This window comes from Phormidium tenue FACHB-1052 (genome assembly GCF_014696675.1).
In the GTDB taxonomy this organism is placed as follows: Bacteria; Cyanobacteriota; Cyanobacteriia; order Phormidesmidales; family Phormidesmidaceae; genus Nodosilinea; species Nodosilinea tenuis_A.
In genome coordinates this window covers 164,713-184,214 of sequence record NZ_JACJQN010000013.1, presented here as the reverse complement: position 1 = coordinate 184,214, position 19,502 = coordinate 164,713, and the positions used below count along the sequence as shown (strand labels likewise).

Annotated in this window: 13 protein-coding genes; 8 read left to right on the top strand and 5 right to left on the bottom strand. The window is 60.5% G+C overall.

The annotated features are described in order from the left end of the window. Positions 1 to 12 precede the first annotated feature (12 nt). The 3 genes from gcvH to H6G07_RS18035 all read left to right on the top strand — a co-directional run bounded on the left by gcvH (position 13) and on the right by H6G07_RS18035 (position 2,992). Positions 13 to 405, top strand: coding sequence for a glycine cleavage system protein GcvH (gene gcvH, locus H6G07_RS18045; RefSeq protein ID WP_073609344.1), 393 nt, complete (start codon positions 13 to 15; stop codon positions 403 to 405). 118 nt (positions 406 to 523) lie between these two features. After that, on the top strand, positions 524 to 2,506 hold the full coding sequence (locus tag H6G07_RS18040) for an ATP-binding protein (protein WP_139297086.1): 1,983 nt from the start codon (positions 524 to 526) through the stop codon (positions 2,504 to 2,506). A 153-nt stretch (positions 2,507 to 2,659) separates the two neighbouring features. Then, positions 2,660 to 2,992 carry a hypothetical protein gene (locus H6G07_RS18035; RefSeq protein ID WP_073609342.1) on the top strand — a complete coding sequence of 111 codons (333 nt, stop codon included), beginning with the start codon at positions 2,660 to 2,662 and terminating at the stop codon, positions 2,990 to 2,992. Between the two features lie 14 nt (positions 2,993 to 3,006). Here H6G07_RS18035 and H6G07_RS18030 read toward each other — a convergent pair whose 3' ends face one another. The 4 genes from H6G07_RS18030 to H6G07_RS18015 all read right to left on the bottom strand — a co-directional run bounded on the left by H6G07_RS18030 (position 3,007) and on the right by H6G07_RS18015 (position 10,727). Beyond that, positions 3,007 to 5,154, bottom strand: a complete 2,148-nt coding sequence (locus tag H6G07_RS18030) for a putative bifunctional diguanylate cyclase/phosphodiesterase (RefSeq protein ID WP_073609341.1) — start codon at positions 5,152 to 5,154, stop codon at positions 3,007 to 3,009. After that, on the bottom strand, positions 5,151 to 5,573 hold the full coding sequence (locus H6G07_RS18025; RefSeq protein WP_073609340.1) for a response regulator: 423 nt from the start codon (positions 5,571 to 5,573) through the stop codon (positions 5,151 to 5,153). Before H6G07_RS18025 ends, H6G07_RS18030 begins: the two co-directional genes overlap by 4 nt. Further along, the gene (locus H6G07_RS18020) at positions 5,570 to 9,106 is read right to left on the bottom strand and encodes a PAS domain-containing protein (RefSeq protein WP_073609339.1); all 3,537 of its coding nucleotides are present in this window, start codon (positions 9,104 to 9,106) and stop codon (positions 5,570 to 5,572) included. The genes H6G07_RS18025 and H6G07_RS18020 overlap by 4 nt, the downstream gene beginning before the upstream one ends. A gap of 73 nt (positions 9,107 to 9,179) precedes the next feature. Then, positions 9,180 to 10,727 (bottom strand): SagB/ThcOx family dehydrogenase, encoded by a 1,548-nt coding sequence (locus tag H6G07_RS18015; RefSeq protein WP_073609370.1) that lies wholly within the window; start codon positions 10,725 to 10,727, stop codon positions 9,180 to 9,182. 358 nt (positions 10,728 to 11,085) lie between these two features. Here H6G07_RS18015 and H6G07_RS18010 point away from each other — a divergent pair, with 358 nt between their 5' ends. From H6G07_RS18010 to H6G07_RS17990, 5 genes are all read left to right on the top strand, one after another. Further along, positions 11,086 to 11,619 (top strand): pentapeptide repeat-containing protein, encoded by a 534-nt coding sequence (locus H6G07_RS18010; protein ID WP_073609338.1) that lies wholly within the window; start codon positions 11,086 to 11,088, stop codon positions 11,617 to 11,619. A gap of 105 nt (positions 11,620 to 11,724) precedes the next feature. Next, entirely contained in the window at positions 11,725 to 14,589 is a 2,865-nt protein-coding gene (locus H6G07_RS18005; RefSeq protein ID WP_084173279.1) for a tetratricopeptide repeat protein, read from the top strand. A gap of 736 nt (positions 14,590 to 15,325) precedes the next feature. Continuing rightward, on the top strand, positions 15,326 to 16,906 hold the full coding sequence (locus H6G07_RS18000; protein WP_073609336.1) for a B12-binding domain-containing radical SAM protein: 1,581 nt from the start codon (positions 15,326 to 15,328) through the stop codon (positions 16,904 to 16,906). A 122-nt stretch (positions 16,907 to 17,028) separates the two neighbouring features. Then, positions 17,029 to 18,024: an SGNH/GDSL hydrolase family protein gene (locus H6G07_RS17995; protein ID WP_199312206.1), complete on the top strand. Its 996-nt coding sequence runs from the start codon at positions 17,029 to 17,031 to the stop codon at positions 18,022 to 18,024. A 228-nt stretch (positions 18,025 to 18,252) separates the two neighbouring features. Beyond that, a complete protein-coding gene (locus H6G07_RS17990) occupies positions 18,253 to 18,459 on the top strand; it encodes a hypothetical protein (RefSeq protein ID WP_139297085.1) in 207 nt (68 codons plus the stop codon). A 65-nt stretch (positions 18,460 to 18,524) separates the two neighbouring features. Here the strand turns inward: H6G07_RS17990 and H6G07_RS17985 are convergent, their stop codons facing one another. After that, complete coding sequence (locus H6G07_RS17985) at positions 18,525 to 19,463, bottom strand: glycosyltransferase family 2 protein (protein ID WP_073609334.1); 939 nt, start codon at positions 19,461 to 19,463, stop codon at positions 18,525 to 18,527. Positions 19,464 to 19,502 lie beyond the last annotated feature (39 nt).

Genomic DNA, 19,502 nt, shown 5'->3' with positions numbered 1-19,502 from the left:
TGAGGTTACGCCATGGCATTTGAATATCCCGAAACCCTGAAATATCTCGACAGCCACGAATATGCCCGCACCGATGACGACGAGGGCATTGTCACCGTGGGCATTACCGCCTTTGCCATTGACCAATTGGGGGACATTGTTTTCTTAGAACTGCCCGAGATCGGCGACAGCCTCGAAAAGGGCGAAAAATTTGGCACGGTGGAGTCGGTCAAGGCGGTAGAAGAGCTGAAATCGCCGGTTTCTGGCGAGGTGCTGGAGCGCAACGAAGCGCTGATTGAAGCGCCGGAGCAGATTGGCGATGACCCCTACGGCGATGGTTGGTTGGTTAAAATTAGGGCCAGCGACCTCGACGATCTCGACGACGCCCTGACCGCCGAGGAGTACAAAGACCAGGTGGGCGGCTAGGGTCTTGCGTTTATACAGGACATGGCTATACTAGGGCTGACTTTCACGGTGCCTGCGGCGGGGCGGGTTGAACCGCTCGATACAATAGCCGCAGCGACGCCAATCTCAGGAAGCGGGCATGGCTTCAGACCAAGACACCTCTGAGCGACCGATTTATCCAGGGCGGGCCAATAGGTCTGTTCGGCCTGTGCCGTTGACTCCGGGCTTACCTGTTCGTGACCCAGGGTCGCCCCGTTACGATCCCTTGGCCGACCTGCGGCAGCGGGCCGATAACGGTGCTGCCGTCGCTCCTGTGCAGCCGCAGCCGCGTCGCACGCTGGTGCAGCGGCTGGCAAAAACCTGGCCTGTTTGGTCGGTGGGCGTCTTGGTGCTGGTATCTGGGGTGGGGGCGATGTCGGCTATCAGCCTGTTTCGGATTCCTAACCTGCCCAACTGTCGGGCGATTTTTTGGCCGACGGCCTCGGCAACCACCCGATTGCAGTGTGCCGAAGCCTACGCCGAGCAGGCGACGGTAGAGGGCTATTTAGAGGCGATCGCCCTACTGGAATCCCTACCCTCGGATCACCCGTTGCGAGGCGAGATCGACCTGCGCATTGAAGACTGGTCTGAAGAAATTCTGGCCCTGGCCGAAACTACATTTCAGGCGGGCGATTTGGCGGAGGCGATCGCGATCGCCCAGCGCATTCCCAACCACACCGCTGCCGCCCAGTTGGTCAGCCAGCAGGTCAGCGACTGGAACCAAATCTGGAAAGAGGCCGAAACCCTTTACCAGGCCGCCGAGGCCGACCTCAAGACGCTGGCTTTTCAGGATGCCTTTGCCAAGGCCATTCAGCTGCTAGACGTGGACAACACCTACTGGAAAACCACCAAGTACGACAAGCTGACCACCAAAATTACCGCCGCCCGCGAAGACCTCAACAAACTGGGCAAGGCCAAAGAGCTGGCCCGGCAGCGCACGGTCAAAGCCATGGAGGAGGCCCTGGCGATCGCCCAGGGCATCGATAGCAAGAGTCCGGTCTACGCTGAGGCGCAGGCGGTAATTCGCCAGTTTGGGCGCGATCTGCTAGATATGGCCGAATCCGCCCTAGAGCGGCGCGACGCTGAGGCGGCGGGGAAAATGCTAGAGACAATTCCAGCCGCGCTGAATATGGGGGCCGAGATTGCCGACATGCGCACCCTAATCGACGCCAGCCAGCTATCGTGGCAGGGCGGCATTAGCGGGCTGGAGGGAGCGATTGTGCGGCTCCAAAGCATCGGGGCCGATCGCCCCCTCTACGGCAAGGCCCAGGGCCTGATGCGCCGCTGGCAAGAAGAAGTGGATGGGCGATCGCAGCTAGAGTGGGCCCGGCAGGTGGCGACCCCCGGCACCGTCGCTGACCTCCAGGCCGCCATCATTGAGGCCCAAAAAGTCTCCCGTGCCAACCCGGCCTGGGATGACACCGAGGCTCAGATTGGCCGTTGGCGAGGCCAGATCGAAACCACCGAAGACCGCCCCATTCTCAGTCTGGCGCAGCAGCAGGCCCAGGTGGGCGATCTGGCTGGGGCGATCGCCACTGCCCGCCAGATTGATTCAGGCCGCGCCCTCTACGACGAAGCCCAGAAAGAAATTAGCCAGTGGCGCACCGACCTCCAGCGGGCCGAAGATGGCCCCCTGCTGGCCCAGGCCCGTCAGCTCGCCGCCCAGGGCCGATTAGCTGAAGCTGTGGCGGTAGCCTCGCGCATTGGCTCAGGCCGCGCCCTGCACAGCGATGCCCAGGCCAACATTCAAACCTGGCGAGGCCAGCTCCAGGGACAGCAGCTATTGCAGCAGGCCTACCAGGTGGCTCAGTCGGGTACCGTGGGTGCCCTGGTAGATGCCGTGCGGCTGGCTCAACAGGTGCCCGAGAGCAGCCCTCAGCGGGCCGAGGCCACCCAGGCCCTCACCCGCTGGAGTTGGGACATTCTGCGCTTGGCGGAAACTGAAGCCGTGGCCAACCCCAGCCGAGCAATTACCCTGGCCGAGGCCGTGCCTGCCCAAACCGAAGCCTACGCCCAAGCCCAACTGCGCCTGCGCGAGTGGCGCGCCGCCCTAGAGCCCCAGGGCGGTATCACTATGCCTTAGGGAAATCCTTTTGGACAATGACAGCACCCTGGGCGGCAGAATCTGTCTGCTGGCAAGTAGATTCTCCTGCCGGGGGTCGATCAAACTGGCCCATACTCCACTAAGATTTTCCTAAGCATTCGCGGTTGTTTAGCGCTATCCATGCACGGCTCAATGTCTGATTCGGAGAAAATTCCAGAAATTCTCAAGCTAATTGACATTCTCGATGGGCTAGAGGCATTAATTGAGAGCGCCCCCAACGAAGACGTAGAGGATGTTTTAGAAGAGGCGTGGCTACAGATTAGCGACACCTTCCCCGACGACTTTAAGGCGGCTACCCAGCACGATGCCGGGGCTGAGGGGTTGCGACGCTACCTGAAGGTGAAAACATTTTTTGAGAACCCCTCCGAACGCTCCATTGGCGCAGCCGAGCTAGAGGAATACTACCGCAGCTACATTGCCGCCGAAGAGGACGAAGAGCCCACCGACTTTTTCTTTCCGGAGTAGAGCCCAGGGCGGGACTAGTGCGGGGCCGTAGTGGGGGCGGGCAGCAGCAGTATCTCGGCCTCGGTGGCGGGGAGGGGTTTGGCAAACCAGTAGCCCTGGCCCAGCTCGCAGCCTAGGTTTTGCAGGTGGTGGAGCTGGGCTTCGGTTTCGACCCCTTCGGCGATCGCGGCCAGCCCCAGGCGATTACTCAGCGTAATGATGGTCTCCACAATGTCGGAGTTGCGGCGATTGGCCTCCATGGCCATGACAAAGGAGCGATCGATCTTGAGAGCGTCGACGGGAAGCTGATGCAGGTAGCTGAGGGATGAGTAGCCGGTGCCAAAGTCGTCAATGGTGACGGTAAAGCCCTGGTGTTTGAGCTGCTGCAAAATCGTCACCATGGCCTGAATGTCTTCAATCAGGGTGCTTTCGGTGATTTCGAGGTTGAGGTGGTGACCCTGGAGCCCGGTTTGCCCCAGGATACGGGTGAGGTCGCTGAGTAGGTCGGCGCGCAGCAGATCTTTGACCGAAAAGTTGATGCTCACCGTCAGGTCGGCCCGGTGGGGGTAGCGCTGGTGCCAACTCGCTAGCTGCTGGGCAGCCTGGCCCAAGACCCAGCGATCGAGGGGGACAATCAGCCCGGTCTCTTCGGCGATAGGGATAAAACTGTCGGGGGCAATGAAGCCGCGATCGGGGTGCTGCCACCGCACTAGAGCCTCAAATCCTGAGATTGCCTTGGTTTTGAGGTGAAAAATGGGCTGGTAGTAGAGCACTAGCTGATCTTGGTCGATGGCGTCGCGCAGCTCCTGCTCAAGCTGGAGCCGCTGTAGGGCCTGGAGGTGCATTGACTCGTTAAATACCACGTAGCGACCGCGCCCCTGGGCCTTGGCCCGGTACATGGCAATGTCGGCGTCGCGCAGGGGGGCGGAAGGGGTATGGTAGTCGCCCCCTCCCATGACAATGCCAATGCTGGCGTTGAGAAAGACGTTGTGGCCGCCTACGGTCAGGGGCACTTGCAGCTCTTGCAGCAGCCTCCCGGCGATGCGCACGGGCTCTTGCAGGGTGTCGATGTCTTCGAGCAATAGCACAAACTCGTCGCCTCCGAGGCGAGCGGCCAGGTCACTGGGGCGAATCAGCGATCGCAGCTTGTGGGCTACCAGCACCAGTACCTCATCCCCCGTCAGGTGGCCGAGGCTGTCGTTGATCACCTTGAAGTGGTCTAGGTCGAGAAACAACACCGCAAACTGGCGCTGGCTACCGCGCTGGCAGCGCTGAATGGCCAGTTCGAGCCGTTGCATCAAAAAGTTGCGGTTGGGCAGCTGGGTGAGGGCATCGTGGAGGCTGTTGAACAGCATTTGATCGGCTACGCGGCGGTGCTCAGCTTCGGCCAGCCGTCGCTCGGTGATATCGGTATAGGTGCCGCTCATGCGCAGGGGGCGACGGGCGGCATCCCACTCGACGACCTTGCCCCGGTCGAGCACCCACACCCAGTGGCCCTGGCGATGGCGCAGCCGAAACTCGCAGTCGTAGGCGGGGGTGTCGCCCGCAAAATGGCGCTGTAGGGCGACCTTTTTGCGGCTCCAGTCGTCGGGGTGGACAAACCGCTGCCAGGTGTCGATGCGGGCGGGGCCGAGGTCGGCGGTGTTGTAGCCCATCAGCGCCGCACAGCGATCGCTAGCCCAGACTTCCCCGGTTTGCACCTGCCAATCCCAAATGCCAATTCCTGAGCCTTCGATGGCCAGGTGCAGCAGCTCGCGGGTACGCTCTAGCTCGGTCATGGCCGCTCGGCGATCGCGGCGGCTGTGGGCCTCGCGCACCTCTCGCCGCACCGCCTCAGCCAGGCGTGGAAGATTGTCTTTCATCACGTAGTCGTGGGCACCGGCCCGCATCATCGTTACGGCGGTGGCTTCCCCCACGGTGCCCGATATGACAATAAACGGCAGGTCGCAGGGGGTTTGCTGGAGCAGCTCCAGGGCGGCAGGGGCACTGAACTGAGGCAGCTGATAGTCAGACAGCACCACATCCCAGTCCTCAGCGGCGAGGGCCGCGCCAAAGTCGGCTGCTGTCTGCACCTGCACCCAGGTGGGGGCAAACCCCGCCCGCCGCAGCTCGCGCAGCAGCAGCAGCAGATCGTCGTCAGAGTCTTCTACAATTAGCGCCCGGAGGGGTTCGGCAGCAGTCATGGCAACGTGGGGGGCAGCTCACTTATCAATGCCCAATAGAGGCCGAGCTGGCGCACGGCTTCGGTAAACTCATCAATGTTGACGGGTTTGCGTACGTAGCTGTTTGCTCCCAGGCTGTAGCTTTCAATAATATCTCGGTCTTCGCTAGACGAGGTGAGAATGACGACCGGCAGCAGTCGGGTGCGATCGCCGGAGCGGATCTGCCGCAGCACCTCTAGGCCATCGACCTTGGGCAGCTTGAGATCGAGCAGCATCACGCAGGGCAGGGGGGCTGAGCCTAACACTTGCCGTAGAGCCTCTTCGCCGTTGCGGGCGACCACGATGGGGTTGGCCAGGTTGCCCCGACGCAGGGCGCGCAGGGTCAGACGCTCGTCGTCGGGGTTGTCTTCGACCAGCAGAATCGGGCGCAGCGCCGTCATGGCTGTACCTCGCCCCCCGGGGCCTGGGGCAGGGTGAAGTAAAAGGTGGCCCCCTGCCCGATGGTGCCTTCGGCCCAAACCCGACCCCCCTGGCGGTGAAGCGCTCGCTGCACCGTCGCCAGACCAATGCCAGTGCCCGGAAACTCGTCGGTGTTGTGCAGGCGCTGAAACACGCCAAACAGCTTGTCGGCGTAGGCCATGTCAAACCCAGCGCCGTTGTCGCGCAGGTAGTAGACGGGCTCACCTCGCTGCCGTTCGAGCCCAAACTCAAGGCGGGCGCTGGGCTGGTGGGCCGTAAATTTCCAGGCGTTTTGCACTAGGTTGGCGATCGCCACCCGCATCAGCGTTGGGTCAGCGGTCACAATGAGCCCAGGGGCAATGGTGACGGTGACGGTGCGATCGCCATCGACCCCTTGCAGCCCATCGATCTGCTCCTGCACCAGGGTGCTGAGGTCAACGGGCACATAGGTCATCGCCTGACGCGACACCCGCGACAGCCGCAGCAGATCGTCAATTAGCTGCCCCATGCGGCCAACATTGTGACGAATGCGATCGAAATAATCTCGCCCCTCATCGCCAAACTGGTCGCCGTAGTCTTCGACTAGGGCGCGGCTAAACCCGTCGATCGCCCGCAGGGGGGCGCGCAAGTCGTGGGAAACCGAGTAGGCAAAGGCCTCTAGCTCTCGGTTAGAGGCTTCGAGCTGGGTGGTGGTGCGCAGCAGTTGCTGCTCAGCGCGCTTGGCCTCGGTGATGTCGGAGTTGGTGCCAATCATCCGCTGTGGCTGACCCTGGTCGTTGCACTGCACCAGCGCCGTGCCCCGAACCCAACGCAGCTCACCATCGCCTCGACGAATGCGAAATTCAAGAACGGAGGGAGCGACGTCCTTCAACGCTCGCCCAAAGGTGGCGTGTATCCGCTCCAAATCCTCGCTGTAGACTCTGTCGCAATAGGATTCAAGGGTCATACTTTGGCTGCCATTCGGGATGCCGTAGATGGCATACATGCGCTGATCCCAGTTGATCTGAAGAGTCGCAAGATCCATCTCCCAGGTGCCGAGTCCCCCCGACTCTAGGGCTAAATCTAAGCGCAGGGACAAATCGCGCAGATGGGCTTCGGCCTGCTTTTGGTCGGTGATGTCGCAGTTGATGCCCACCATCGCCTGGGCTTCTCCGGCGGGCGATCGCTGCACCATAGCCGCAGCGCGTATCCACCGCAGTTCACCGTCAGGGCGATAAAACCGAAACTCGATGTCGTAGGGCAAGCCATCTTGCAAGGCCTGGTGGATGGTCGCCTCCACGGTGGGCCAGTCGTCGCCATGCACACGAACCGCCCAGTCGTCGAAGACGGCGGCTCGACCCAGGCCTTCGAACCCCCAAATCTCGTACATGCGCTGATCCCAGTGGACCGCCTGGTGGAGATCCCAGTCCCAGGTGCCAATGCGGCCTGACTCTAGGGCCAGCGACAGCCGCAGCGACAGATCTTGCAGCTGGGTTTCGGCCCGCTGGCGCGCGGCCTCGCTGTGCTTGCGATCGCTGATGTCCTGTACAGTGCCGGTCAGGTGGGTGAGCTGGCCAGCGCTATCGGCCAGGGCTTCGCCCCTAGCGTGGATATAGCCCTGGCTACCATCGGCGCGCACAATGCGAAATTCGTCGTCGTAGGGCTGGCGAGTCGTTAGGGTGGCCTCTACGGTCTGGCGGTGGCGGGTTTGATCGTCTGGATGGAAGTAGCTTTGCAACGCCTCAAAACTTAGGGGGTTGGCCCCTACGTCTAGGCCAAAAATGCGGTAGACCTGCTCTGACCAGGTGATGCGATCGGTGGCCACTTCAAACTCCCAGCTGCCCAGATTACCAATGCGTTGGGCTTCCTGGAGATGACCTCGATTTTTTCTTAGCTGGGCTTCGGTCTGCTTTAGCTGGGTGATATCGACGTGGCAGCCTACCATCCGTAGGGGATGACCGACGTCATCCCAGGCAATCACTTGGCCAGCGCAGATCACCCAGACAATCGAACCGTTTTTGTGGCGATAGCGCACTTCGTTGTAGTAAGGCACCTCGCCACGGCTCTGAATATGCTGATAAAAGTTGTCTAGGGTAGGAGGCAAATCCTCGGGCAAAATTAGGGTCTGCCAGGTGTCGATGGCGTCAGACAATTCGTGGTCGGCGTAGCCAAACATGCGCTTGAGGCTAGGACTCATGTAAGCAGTGTTGGCGACAAAATCAATATCCCAATAGCCCGCTAAAACTGACTCTAGGATGCGTTCTAGCAGCGCTAGCTCGTGGCGCAGCTGCTTGGTTTTTTGGCGACTGGCAGCGGCGGCTTTGCGATCGCTAATGTCTGTAAAGTAGACCGTGGTGCCGTTGCTATCGGGGTAGAGCCGCAGCTCAAACCAGCGGTCTAGGGGCGGAAAGTAATATTCCAAAAACTCGGGCTGCTGCTGCTCAATGGCGCGGTGGTAGACCTGGTAGATGGGGGTGTCCACCGCCTCGGGGAACTCGTCCCAGACCTGTTTGCCAAGGATCTGTAGCGCCGATCGCCTCAGGGTTTGCTCGCCGCTGGGGTTGAGGTACACACAGCGCGAATCGTGGTCAAAGGCAATAATGCCGTCGTTGATGCGGTCAAACACGCGGGCTAGACCGTCGCGCATCGCCTGGGCTTCGCGCTGGGCCAACCGGGCGGCGGTGAGCAGCCGCTGCTGGGTTTGCTGGGCCACCACGCGATCGCTGATATCGCGCGAAATGCACAGCAGCGACTCGATCTGGCTTTGCTCAGACCACTCGGGGGCGATCGCCATCTCAAAGTGCCGCCCGCCAACCAGGGTGGGAACGGTAAATTCAATGGCCTGTTTCTCGCCCGTGGCCAGCACTACAGCGGCGGCAGCTTCCCAGGCGTTGACCATGGTGTCGTCAAGACCAAGTTCGCGGCAGGTCTTGCCGACAAAGGCGGTCGCATCAATGCCCAAAACCTTGCTCAGCGCTGGGCTGACGTAGAGATGGCGCAGGCTGCGGTCAAACCGCTCAATAATATCGGGAGAATTTTCGACCAGATTTTGATAGTGCTGGCGAGCGTTATCGGGGGAAGCCGCGATCGCTGGCTCCGCACCTAAACCAGCTTTCTTCAACTTGGCCCAGAGATCTTCAGGGGTAAAGTCCTCTGCAAAGAGGTAGTCAGCGGCTCCGAGTTTCATCGCCTCTAGGGCGGCGCGCTCCTGCCCAGGCCCAATCAGCACGATCACCGGCAGGGGGCGCTGCTGGCCTTCGCCCAGGGTGCTCAAAAAAGCTAGCCCGCTGCCTTCGGCCCAGGCTAAGTCTAAAACGACCCAGTCTGCCCTGCCCGTGAGCCACAGGTCTAGGGCTTGAGCGAGGGTAGCCGCCTCGCCCAGGACAGGGGTGGGCGGAGCGATCGCCCCAGGCGGGTTAAACCGGGTGCGATCAGCTCCATCCGCTACCAGCAGCAGCAGGCTCACTGGCTCATGCGGCGCTGCCTGGTGCCGAGGGCCGTCTGTAATTGGGGGGCGAGACTGAAGCTGAGCCATAGCGCAACACCACCACTGAGCAGAGGAGCAATCAACCCTGGGGGCGACAATCTACTGTTTAGCCTAACCCTAGCTATCCGGGCTGGCCTAGAGTCGTCACATAAATCACCGCTTCGTCGGGCGGGATGCCCAGCACCTCGTTGACCTGGTCGTCGAAAAAGCCGCCGATGCCGCTCACCCCCAGCCCCAGGCGAACGGCGGCCAGATTGAGCCGCTGGCCCAAATGCCCGGCATCGAGGTGCAGGTAGCGATAGACGCGATCGCCGTAGGCTGCTACCGCCCCCGCTAGATCGGCAGTGTGAAACACCACGGCAGCGGCATCGCGGCCCAGCTCTTGCCCCAGACAGAGGTAGTGCAGCTCACGGCGAAAGTTTTTAAAGCGCACCTGGCGCAGCTCTTCGCTGCGGGGAGCGTAGTAGTAGCAGCCGTCGTCAAGCCCCTCGACCCCGCAGGCCACTACGAAGGTATGCACCAGGGCGCGATCGCAGTAGTCGGGGTCGGGGTCAAACCCTTGGTTGCAGTAGTGGTGGGGCTGGTAAGTAAAGTCGAGCAATAACCTCAGCGCCTCTAGGGAAATTGCCCCACCCGTGTAGCGCCGGGTCGATCGCCGCTTAAACAGCGTTATCTCTAGCTCTTCGAGATGGGGACCCCAGGCGATCGGGGCGGTCGTCGTGGGCACCCGCAGCCCAAAGGGCAGGTTGTACTTATCTTCGAGGGTGTCAGCGGGCTGGGGCGTGTCGCCCGTGGGGCGCATCGCCCACGGGGGGACATCTGCCGTGGACGCAATGGCGGTCGCCTGGTGAAAGTAACTTAGCAACTCCCCATCGGGTACCGCTGGGAACTGGGTCTGGGGCGACGTGGCAAAGGCCACCTGGGCACAGGGCAAATTTTGCTCCACCATCAGCAAGTCGGCCAAAGGCAGCACCGCCAACGCCCCTTCCTGGGTGGCGTCGATATAGAGCAGCTCAGCTACGGCCTGGTCAGCAAAGCTGGCCACCAGGTGGGGGCGATAGTCAACCAGAGCGCAAGCCAACTCCAGATTGCCCAAAACATGGCCCACGTCGAGGCAAATGCGGCGGTAGGCCCGATCTTGGTAGCGCCAGGCCGAGCGATAAAATACCCCCGTCACCACCAGGGCCAAATGGGTAGACTCCAGGGCCGGGTGCCAAAAGCAGGCCCGCTGTAGATGCTGCCAGCCGTGATCATCCCAGTAACGCCAGAGGCTGTGGCTGCGGGCTTGATAGTTGTAGAGCCCCGCTGGCAGCAGCCGAGTTCCGCGCGAAATAATATAGATCTCCGCCGGATACAGCCCCCCCGCCGAGGGGGCCGATCGCAGATAAAACGTCTGCCCCGTATCGGTGGGAAACTTGGCCGTCAGCCCGTAGGCGTTGATCAGCAGCCGCGACAGCCGCATCCAGTCAAGCCGCTCACTGTCTGGCTCCGGCGGGTTGCTCTCATCTATGTAGGGCTTGAGGTCAATCTCGGCCCCCACCCGGTAGGTTTTAAAGGGAGTCGGCTGGCGGCTGTAGTCGAGGGGCCGCGCCTTCGACTTGAGGGTGTCAGGGTCGTACTTGGTACGGCTGTGGTAGTGCTGGGCGATGGAAACCAGGGCGTCGGGCATGGCCGGAGGGGAGGGGGCGATGATCACAGGCCGACCCAAAGGGCCATCGCGGGCCGCGCCGGGCAGGTGTGATCAGTGTAGCCTACAGGAAAAGCATGGGGAGCGTTCCGCCGCCGACTCTTTTGGCTGAGCGGTTTGACTACGGGTAGCGAGGCGTGGCCCGGTGCTGAGTGCCGGGTGAATAGGTATCCCCTGGGGAAAGATTAAAGGGCAAGACTGGTCCCTAACCAATCGCAGCGCCAAAAACCTGAAGAGAAGCTTAACGCGCTCATGTTGCGAAACGTAAACGTATACATTGGCAGGTGACGTTTAGTTGAGCACAAATACTCAGGCTCGCGGCCTGGTTTCAGCAATAGTGATGGATCGACTTACAAAAGATGCCCTGCTAGCGGCATATCAAAACGGTCAGCGATGCTTTGCAGCGATCGATTTGACCGGGGCTGAACTGTTCGAGGTAGATTTGCGTCAGATCGATTTGCAGGGTAGCTGCCTAGACGAGAGCTACATTCCCTACGGCAACCTCAGCGGGGCGAAGCTGGGGGGTGCGAGCCTAATCAAAGCCCATTTGGGCGATGTCAACCTCTACGGGGCCGACCTGCAAGCTGCTCTGCTGACCGGAGCCGACCTGGGCCGGGCCGACCTGCGGGGGGCCAATTTGCATGAAGCCAATCTGGACGGGGCCAACCTCAGCGGGGCCGATCTACGCGGGGCTAACCTCAGCGCTACCAACCTGGAGGGGGCGAACCTCAGCGCCGCCAAGCTAGAGGGCGCTAACCTCAAAGGAGCCAACCTTAGCCGGTGTAACCTATTTCGGGCGACGGGGGCTGATCTGGTCGAGAGCCGCTGCGACAGCACCACAATTTTGCCCAACGGCTACAACTATGGCCGTTAGCAAGGTCAGTAGAGGCCGGTAAACCCCCGGCCAAATGTTGCTGGCCCCTGCCCTAACCCTTTGAAGTATCAGGTATCCTAGTCCTATTCCATTAGGAAAGTCCTGATGAGGCAGCCCATGCGTTCCCTGGCCGATGTTCCCCGCCCCCTGTTGCTGCTGGTGCTGATGTTAATCAGCGGCGGTGGGGCGGTGCGGCCTGCCATGGCGCAGGATAGTCCTCAAACCGTAATTCAAGCCTCGGAACCGGTGCTGCTGGCCCAGACGGCGACCACCGCCGAGCTAGAGCGGCTGAGCACCGAGGCCGATCTGGCCTTTCGCCGCGCCACCACTCTATTTTTTGTCATGTTGGGCACTCTGCTGCTGCTGCTCAGCGTTGGTGTGGTGATGCTGTGGCTGATGCGGCGATCGGTGATTCAAGAAGTTTCGGTGGTGGTGCGCAACCAGATCAACGACATCACCGATTTAGAAACCAAGATTCAAACCGCCACCCGCGACCTCGACTACATTCTGGCTCAGGCCAAGGAGCGGGCTTCTGAGCTAGACAGCCGCACCGATCGCTTCCAAGAAGAAGCGGTGACCAAAAAACAAGTGCTCAACCGCCTGGTGGATGATCTGGCGGAGTTCAAAGCCCGCACCATCAACGATTGGCAATCGACCCTGAGCGATCTTCAGGTAAAGCTAGAGTCTACCGAAGCCAACTTTGTCGGCCACCTCACCGGACTGCGGGCCACCGCCGATAATGAGATCACCACCCTGCGTAAAGACACCCAGCTCCAGCGTGACGTGGTGTTTCGCACGTTAGAAGAAAATCAGACCGGCTTTTTGCGCGACGTGAACCGTCTGCGTAGCGATGTGGAAGTGCATCAGGATGCGGTGCTGCAAAAGATCGGCAACGCCGAAACCAGCTTTGCCGACCAGATGGGCACGATGACGCTGGCGATGCAGGAAGAGCGCGATCGCGCCATGGTGGCCCTTGCCGATCTGCGCCAGCAGCTCACCACCCAGGCCAGCGACCAGGTCGAGCGCCAGGCCGCCGCCATCGCCGAGGCTCTGGAGGCGCTGCGCCAGGGCAGCCTTACCCGTCTGCAAACCCAGACCGAGGAGATCAGCCGTCAGCTCGGTGATCTGCAAGTTAGTGCCCTGGGCGAGCGCGACCTGGCGCTGCAAACCATTCAGCGCTCCATCGACGAATTTACCTCGCGGTTTGCCAACCTGCGTGGCGAGGTAGACGGCCAGCGCAGCCGCATTTTGGCTGATCTGCGCCGCCAGGCCGATGAGTTCCTCGCTCAGTTTGGCGGTCTGAAGATTGACATTGAGAAGCAGCAGGACATGCTGCTGGGCGACCTGCGCCGGGCGGCGGATGAGGCCCTGGCCCGGTTTGCCGATGTGCGCACCGAGGTGGATGCCCGCCAGCAAAACACCCTCGACGACTTTCAGCGCACGGCCCAAACCTTGCAGGGGCAGCTCAGCCAGATGGCCACCGAGGCTGAGATCCAGCGTTCCACCTTACTGGCCGAGGTGGAGGGCACCGCCAACGCCTTTCGCCAGCAGGTGCGGGTGCTGCAAGAGGCGGCGGGCGAGCAGCAGCTCCAGGTGCTCGACGGTCTGCGGGCCATGGAAGCGGCCTTTACCGAGCAGCTCAATCAGGTGCGCGGGTCGATCTTTACCCGCCGCGATCGCGTCCTCGACAAAATCGATACCTTCGACGCCCGCCTCAGCGAAGATCTGGCTACCCTGGGCACCAATACCGCCGAGCGCGAGGCGGCGGCTCGCACCCAGCTCGACGGGCTGATGGCCGAAATGGCGGAGCGATTTGCCCGATTGGAGGCCGACATTGAGGCCGGGCGCGAGGTCACCCTGGGCCGCCTGGGAGACTTGCAGCAGAGCTATCGGGTGCGGCTGGAAGCGATTCAGGCCGAGGCCCAGCATCAGAAGGACGACATTATGCGCCGCCTGGGCGAAGTGTCGCCCCAGTACCTGGCCGACTCGTTCATGAGCGAGGCGCGGCAGCAGTTCGAGACGATTACCGACAAGCTTACCCGGCTGGAGACCAACCGGCCCCAGCTGTTTCTTACCGCCGATGAATACATTGGTCGGGGCGATCGCTACCTGGCGGACGGTGACTACGCCCTGGCGGTGGCCGAGTACGACAAAGCCCTCGACATTCAGCCGGTCAATACCCAGGTGTGGCTCAACCGGGCCACAGCCCAGCAAGCGCTGGAGCAGATGGAGGGGGCGATCGCTTCCCTCGACCATGCCCTGGAGCTAGAGCCTAAGCATACGGTCGCGCTGATGCAAAAGGGGCTGATTTTGCGCGAGCTGCGCCGCCACGAGGACGCCCTGACGGTGTTTGACCGGCTCACCGAGATCACCCCCGATGATGCCAAAGCCTGGCTCAACCGGGGCATGGTGCTCAGCCGCCTCAAGCGCCGCGAAGACGCAATCGCCGCTTTTGACCGGGCGCTGGAGATTCACCCCGAGTACCACGAAGCCTGGGTCAATCGGGGTGTGTCTTATGGCATTTTGCAGCAGCATGAGGAAGCGTTTAACTCCTTCGACAAAGCGGTGGAGTACCAGGCCAACGATGCGATCGCCTGGCTCAACCGGGGCCTCTCGTTAATTGAGCTAGAGCGCTACGACGACGCCCTGGCCAGTTTTGACAAGGCCACCCGCTTTAACCCCGACGCCCCCAAGGGCTGGGACAACCGGGGCCTGGCCCTGGTGAAGCTGGGCCGCGACGAGGATGCGATCAAGAGCTTTGACAAGGCGATCGCCCTCGACCCCGACTACCCCAAGGCCCACTACCACAAGGCCCTCTGTTATGCCCTCCAGCGTCAGTTCGACAACGCCATGGAGGCGCTACAGCAGGCGGTGCGCCTCGACCCCGACTACCGCGAAGAAGCCCGCACCGAGCCTGCCTTTGACGAACTGTGGAGCGACAACTGGTTCCGCGAGCTGGTGGAAAAATAGATTGCAGAACGGCCCCTTAGGGGCAGAGAGCGGGTGCATCTGGTCGTATCCGGTACCGTTCCTAGGCGATCGCTTAGCAACGGTCAAATGTTGTACAAAAAATGAGAGATGTAACTAATAGTTTACTTTTCGTGTTCAATTGATCAAAGGTAGACCTATACTGACCCCAGAATCTGGACAGGCTGTTAGTTATTGACTTATTCAAGCAAACTGCTTGGCTTTGTTCAGGGTTCTCAACTGCTATTATCCCAGTCTTTAAAACAGCCCAGCTAAATTGTCGTAATGGGCTTTTCGTTTTGGGTCTCCTTTGGTATTGCTCAATGCAAGTATAATTTGCCCCCAGATTCAGTTTTGAAGGGATCTAGAGTTTTCAACGTTTCTAAATCATGCACTTGGGCGGGCTGCGCGGGGTGAAAATCAAGCGGGTCTGTAGGGTCTAGGGCGTTTACAAATTCACGCCTCAATTCAGCCATGCCTCTGATTTTTGATCAGCCCGTTTATTCCATGGTTTTGAACTAATCGCCCATCTGTAGTCATTGATTTTGCTCCAACAATTCGCTAATTCTCTCCCCAGAGGGGTGAATTGTTTGAGTATTCCCTGAATACTGAAGACTTTGTATCAGAAACAGTCATTGCGGTGGGCAATGGCTAGTTTTGTTGCTTTAGCTGCCATCTTGGCCAGAAAAAAATATATTCCCACGGATTTCAGAGTCAACTCAAATTACCGACGGGATTTATGAAAGCACTTCTTCTTTACCCCAAATTTCCCCAATCGTTTTGGTCCTACGATCGCTTCATGGCGATCGCGGGTCTCAAGGCCGTGATACCGCCCCTGGGGATCATCACCGTGGCGGCGCTGCTGCCTGCTGAGTGGGAGATTCGGTTCTGCGATCGCAACGTCACCGCCGAAACCGAAGCCGACTGGGCCTGGTGTGACATCGTTATTCTCTCGGCTATGTTGGTGCAGAAGCCCGATTTTCAGGGACTGATTCAACAGGCCAAGCGCTTGGGTAAACCCGTGGCGGTGGGCGGCCCCTACCCCACCTCGGTGCCCCAGGATGCCCTGGCCTTTGGAGCTGATTTTCTTGTGCTCGACGAAGGGGAAATGACCGTGCCCTTGTTTCTAGAGGCGCTGGAGCGCGGCGAAACCGAAGGCACCTTTCGCTCGATCGACAAGCCCGATGTCACCCACAGCCCTATGCCCCGCTACGACCTGCTAGAGCGGGATCAGTACTTTATGATGGCGATGCAGTTTTCGCGGGGGTGCCCGTTTAACTGCGAGTTTTGCGACATTATTTCGCTCTATGGTCGCAAGCCGCGCACCAAAGCTCCCCACCAGGCCCTGGCCGAACTGCAAGCGCTCTACGATCTGGGCTGGCGCGGCTCGCTATTTATTGTGGACGACAACTTCATCGGCAACCAGCGCAACGTCAAGCTGTTTCTGCGGGAGCTGATTCCCTGGATGCAGGCGCACAACTACCCGTTTACCTTTATGACCGAGGCCTCGGTGAATTTGGCCGAGGATGACGAGATGCTCCAGCTCATGAGCGAGGCAGGGTTCTACGCTGTGTTTTTGGGCATCGAAACCCCCGACCAGGACAGTCTGGCCACCACGCGCAAGGTGCAAAACACCCGCAACCCGCTGGTGGAAGCCTGCACCAAAATCAATGACGCTGGAATGTTGATCTACGCCGGGTTCATTCTCGGGTTCGACGGTGAGCGGGCTGGGGCGGGCGATCGCATCCAGGCCTTTATCGAAGAGACCAGCATTCCTCAACCCATGCTGGGGCTGCTGCAAGCGCTGCCCAACACCGCCCTCTGGGAGCGGCTAAAAAAAGAAGAGCGCCTGATGGAGAGCATCGACAACGCTACCGGCGACCAAAACACGCTGATGAACTTTGTGCCCACTCGTCCTGTGACCGACATTGCCCGCGAATATGTCGAAGGCTTTTGGACGCTCTACGAGCCGAGCAACTATCTCAGACGCTCTATGGAGCAGTGCCTCAAGATTCGCACGGTGCAGGGGCGAGGGCAGACGATGCAGTTTCCGCTGGGGCGTGGGCTGCGGCTGGTGGCCCAGGTAGTCTGGCACCAGGGCCTGCGCCGCCCCGAGCTACGGGGCCAGTTTTGGCGTCAGCTCTGGACGATGGTGAGGCGCAAGCCCCAGCTACTCAACATGTATCTGGGCCTGTGCGCCGCCGGAGAGCACTTCTGGGAGTACCGCGCCCTGGCCCGCGAGCGCATCACCCACCAGCTCCAGGCTGAACCCGTGGCCCCCCTAATCCAGCGCTCCAGAGAATTGCAGGAGCAGCATTGATTAGGAATCCCGTCGTTTGCTAATCCGACTCGCCCATCCACCCATCTACCCCCTTACCCATTCACTCCCCACCTAAACCGTGGGGAATGTGACTAAAATGTGGTGCTGCGATAGGGACGACCTTGGTAGAAATAGTGCTCTGGGCGTTGGGAATTGGGGTAGGGGCGATCGCGATCGTCGAGCTGCTGCTGCGGGTGCGCTATGGCCTGGGCAATCCACCCCTCTACGTTGCCGATACCCGCACTGGCTACCGCCTGGCCCCCAACCAGAGCCTGCGGCGGCGGGGCAACCGCATTGAGATCAACCAATATTCGATGCGGGGGCCAGCGGTGGCTCCCCAGCGCCCGGTCGATGCCCTGCGGGTGCTGATGGTGGGCGACTCGATTGTCAACGGCGGCTGGTGGACTGACCAAAGCGAGCTACTGTCGGTCAAGGTGCAGCAAGCGCTCGTTGACCTCAATCCACCGGGAGTTCAAACTGTAGAGGTGCTCAACGCCTCGGCCAACTCCTGGGGGCCGCGCAACGAGCTAGGCTATCTGCTGCGGTTTGGTACCTTTGAGGCCCAGCTGGTGCTAGTGGTGCTCAATACTGACGATCTGTTTGCGATCGCCCCCAACAGTTACGAACTCGGTCGCAACCCGGCCTACCCCACCCACCGTCCACCCCTGGCTCTGTGGGAGGTGGCCCAGCGGCGGCTCGGCTACACCCCCAGCCCGGCTCTGCAAGCGCTGCACGACCAAGGGGGCGATCGCGTCGGGGTCAACCTAGAGGCCCTGCGCCAGATCAACCAGGTGGTGCAGGCCGCAGGGGGGCGGCTGGCGATCGCCATGACCCCCCTGCGCCGCGAACTCGATCCCGATGGCCCCCGCGACTATGAACTCGTGGCCCGCCAGCGCCTTACTGCCTTTGCCCAAACCGAGGGCATTCCCTATCTTGACGGCCTGCCCCTGTTTCAGCAGACGGCCCATGAACAGCTCTACTTCGATCACATTCATCTCAGCGCCGAGGGCAATGACTGGGTCAGCCAAGCCTTGGCCAAGCTGCTGCTCGAACTCTGGAATCGCGCCCCCGACCCCTCTCTGCCACCAACCCACGAGCCCCTGAGCGATCTGTGGTGAAGAGGCAAAATCTGGGCTGTGACAGCTTAAAGCGCTAGAATTCAAACCCATTAAGCACCTTTTCGGTTTTCACGCTTCCATTTTTGTTCTTCTTCCACAAACCTGCCTTTAGGGTGAAACCCTGAGTGATCACATCGCGACACAACACAAGTTTTTTTAATGTTGTGTTACATTGTGCCTGGTCACGACGGACCAACGTTTAGTGCCAACCTCAAAGGAGAATTTCCGATGAACCCCCAATCCGATTTCACGCTGGAGCGGCGGAAGGTCGACATCCTCCACCTGTTCTTTTTCCTGATCGGAGCGCCCCACATCTACGGTGTTCTCCGCTTTACTGAGCGACAGCGGCAAGCTAGACCGCCCCTGCTGCAATACCTGGCGGTCGGCATGCTGGCGATGGCGATCGCCAGCGCTGCTGAAATGTGGCTGATGTAGAGATCGAGGTTTTAGTGGGGTGTAGGACTGTCTTGCACCCCCTACCCATCCACCCCCTACCTTACTCACCCCTGCTGCTGAAGTTCGCTATAGGCGGCATACACCCCCTGCACCGTGTACCAGTTGAGAAACACTCGGGCAAGTTCCAGCGCCACCTGGGGCTTGCCCTGGGCAATTAGCCAGCGCAGCAGGGGGGCCATGGTTTTTTCGTTGAGCCGTCCGCCTGCGGTGAGCACACCCCAAAGCACTTGATGGAGGGGGGTCATCTGAATCATCATTCGCACCTCGCGGGTGGGATGTTTTTTGTAGAAAATTGCCCCCATGCGACCCCGCTGAATTTCCTGGTCGATCATCTTGGGGATTTGGTCGAGAGAGAAGGGGGGGTGGTAATGGTAGCCCACGGCTTCGGGCACCTTGACCATGGTGACGCCCAGGTTTTTGAGCCTCACCCCCAGCTCTAAATCCTCCCAGCCGTACTGGCTAAATTCGGTGTCGAACAGGCCAGCGGTCAGCAGCCAGTGGCGGGCGATCGCCAGGTTAGCCGTATCAAAAAAGGCGTTGGAGAAATCCGTCACCTTGGCAGCTTCGGCGGTGGGCTGCTCAAAGTTGCTGGTGTTTACTAGGCGTCCGGCGGTGAATACGCGATCGTCTCCTAAACGCTGGTAGGCGTCGGCTAGGGCCTGGGCGTGAGCCTGGAGACTGCCCGGCGGCATAATCACATCGCTGTCCACAAAGACAATAGTGTCTCCCTGGGCCACCTGCACCCCGTAGTTGCGGGCCGCCGCCGCCCCCTGGTGGTGGCGCTCCACTAGCCGCACGTGGGGAAACTCGGCAGCAGCGGCTTGCAGCCACTCAATCGTGCCATCGGTAGAGCCGTCATCTACCACTATTAGTTCGTAGTCGGTAATGAGGGCGGAGTCAACGGCCTGGTTTTCGAGGGCACGCAAGCACTTTTCGAGAATGGGCTGGCGATTGTAGGTGGGGGTAACAACGCTAAAAAACACGGCGGGCCTCCAAATGGCCCTAATATCCTAGCGCCTTGG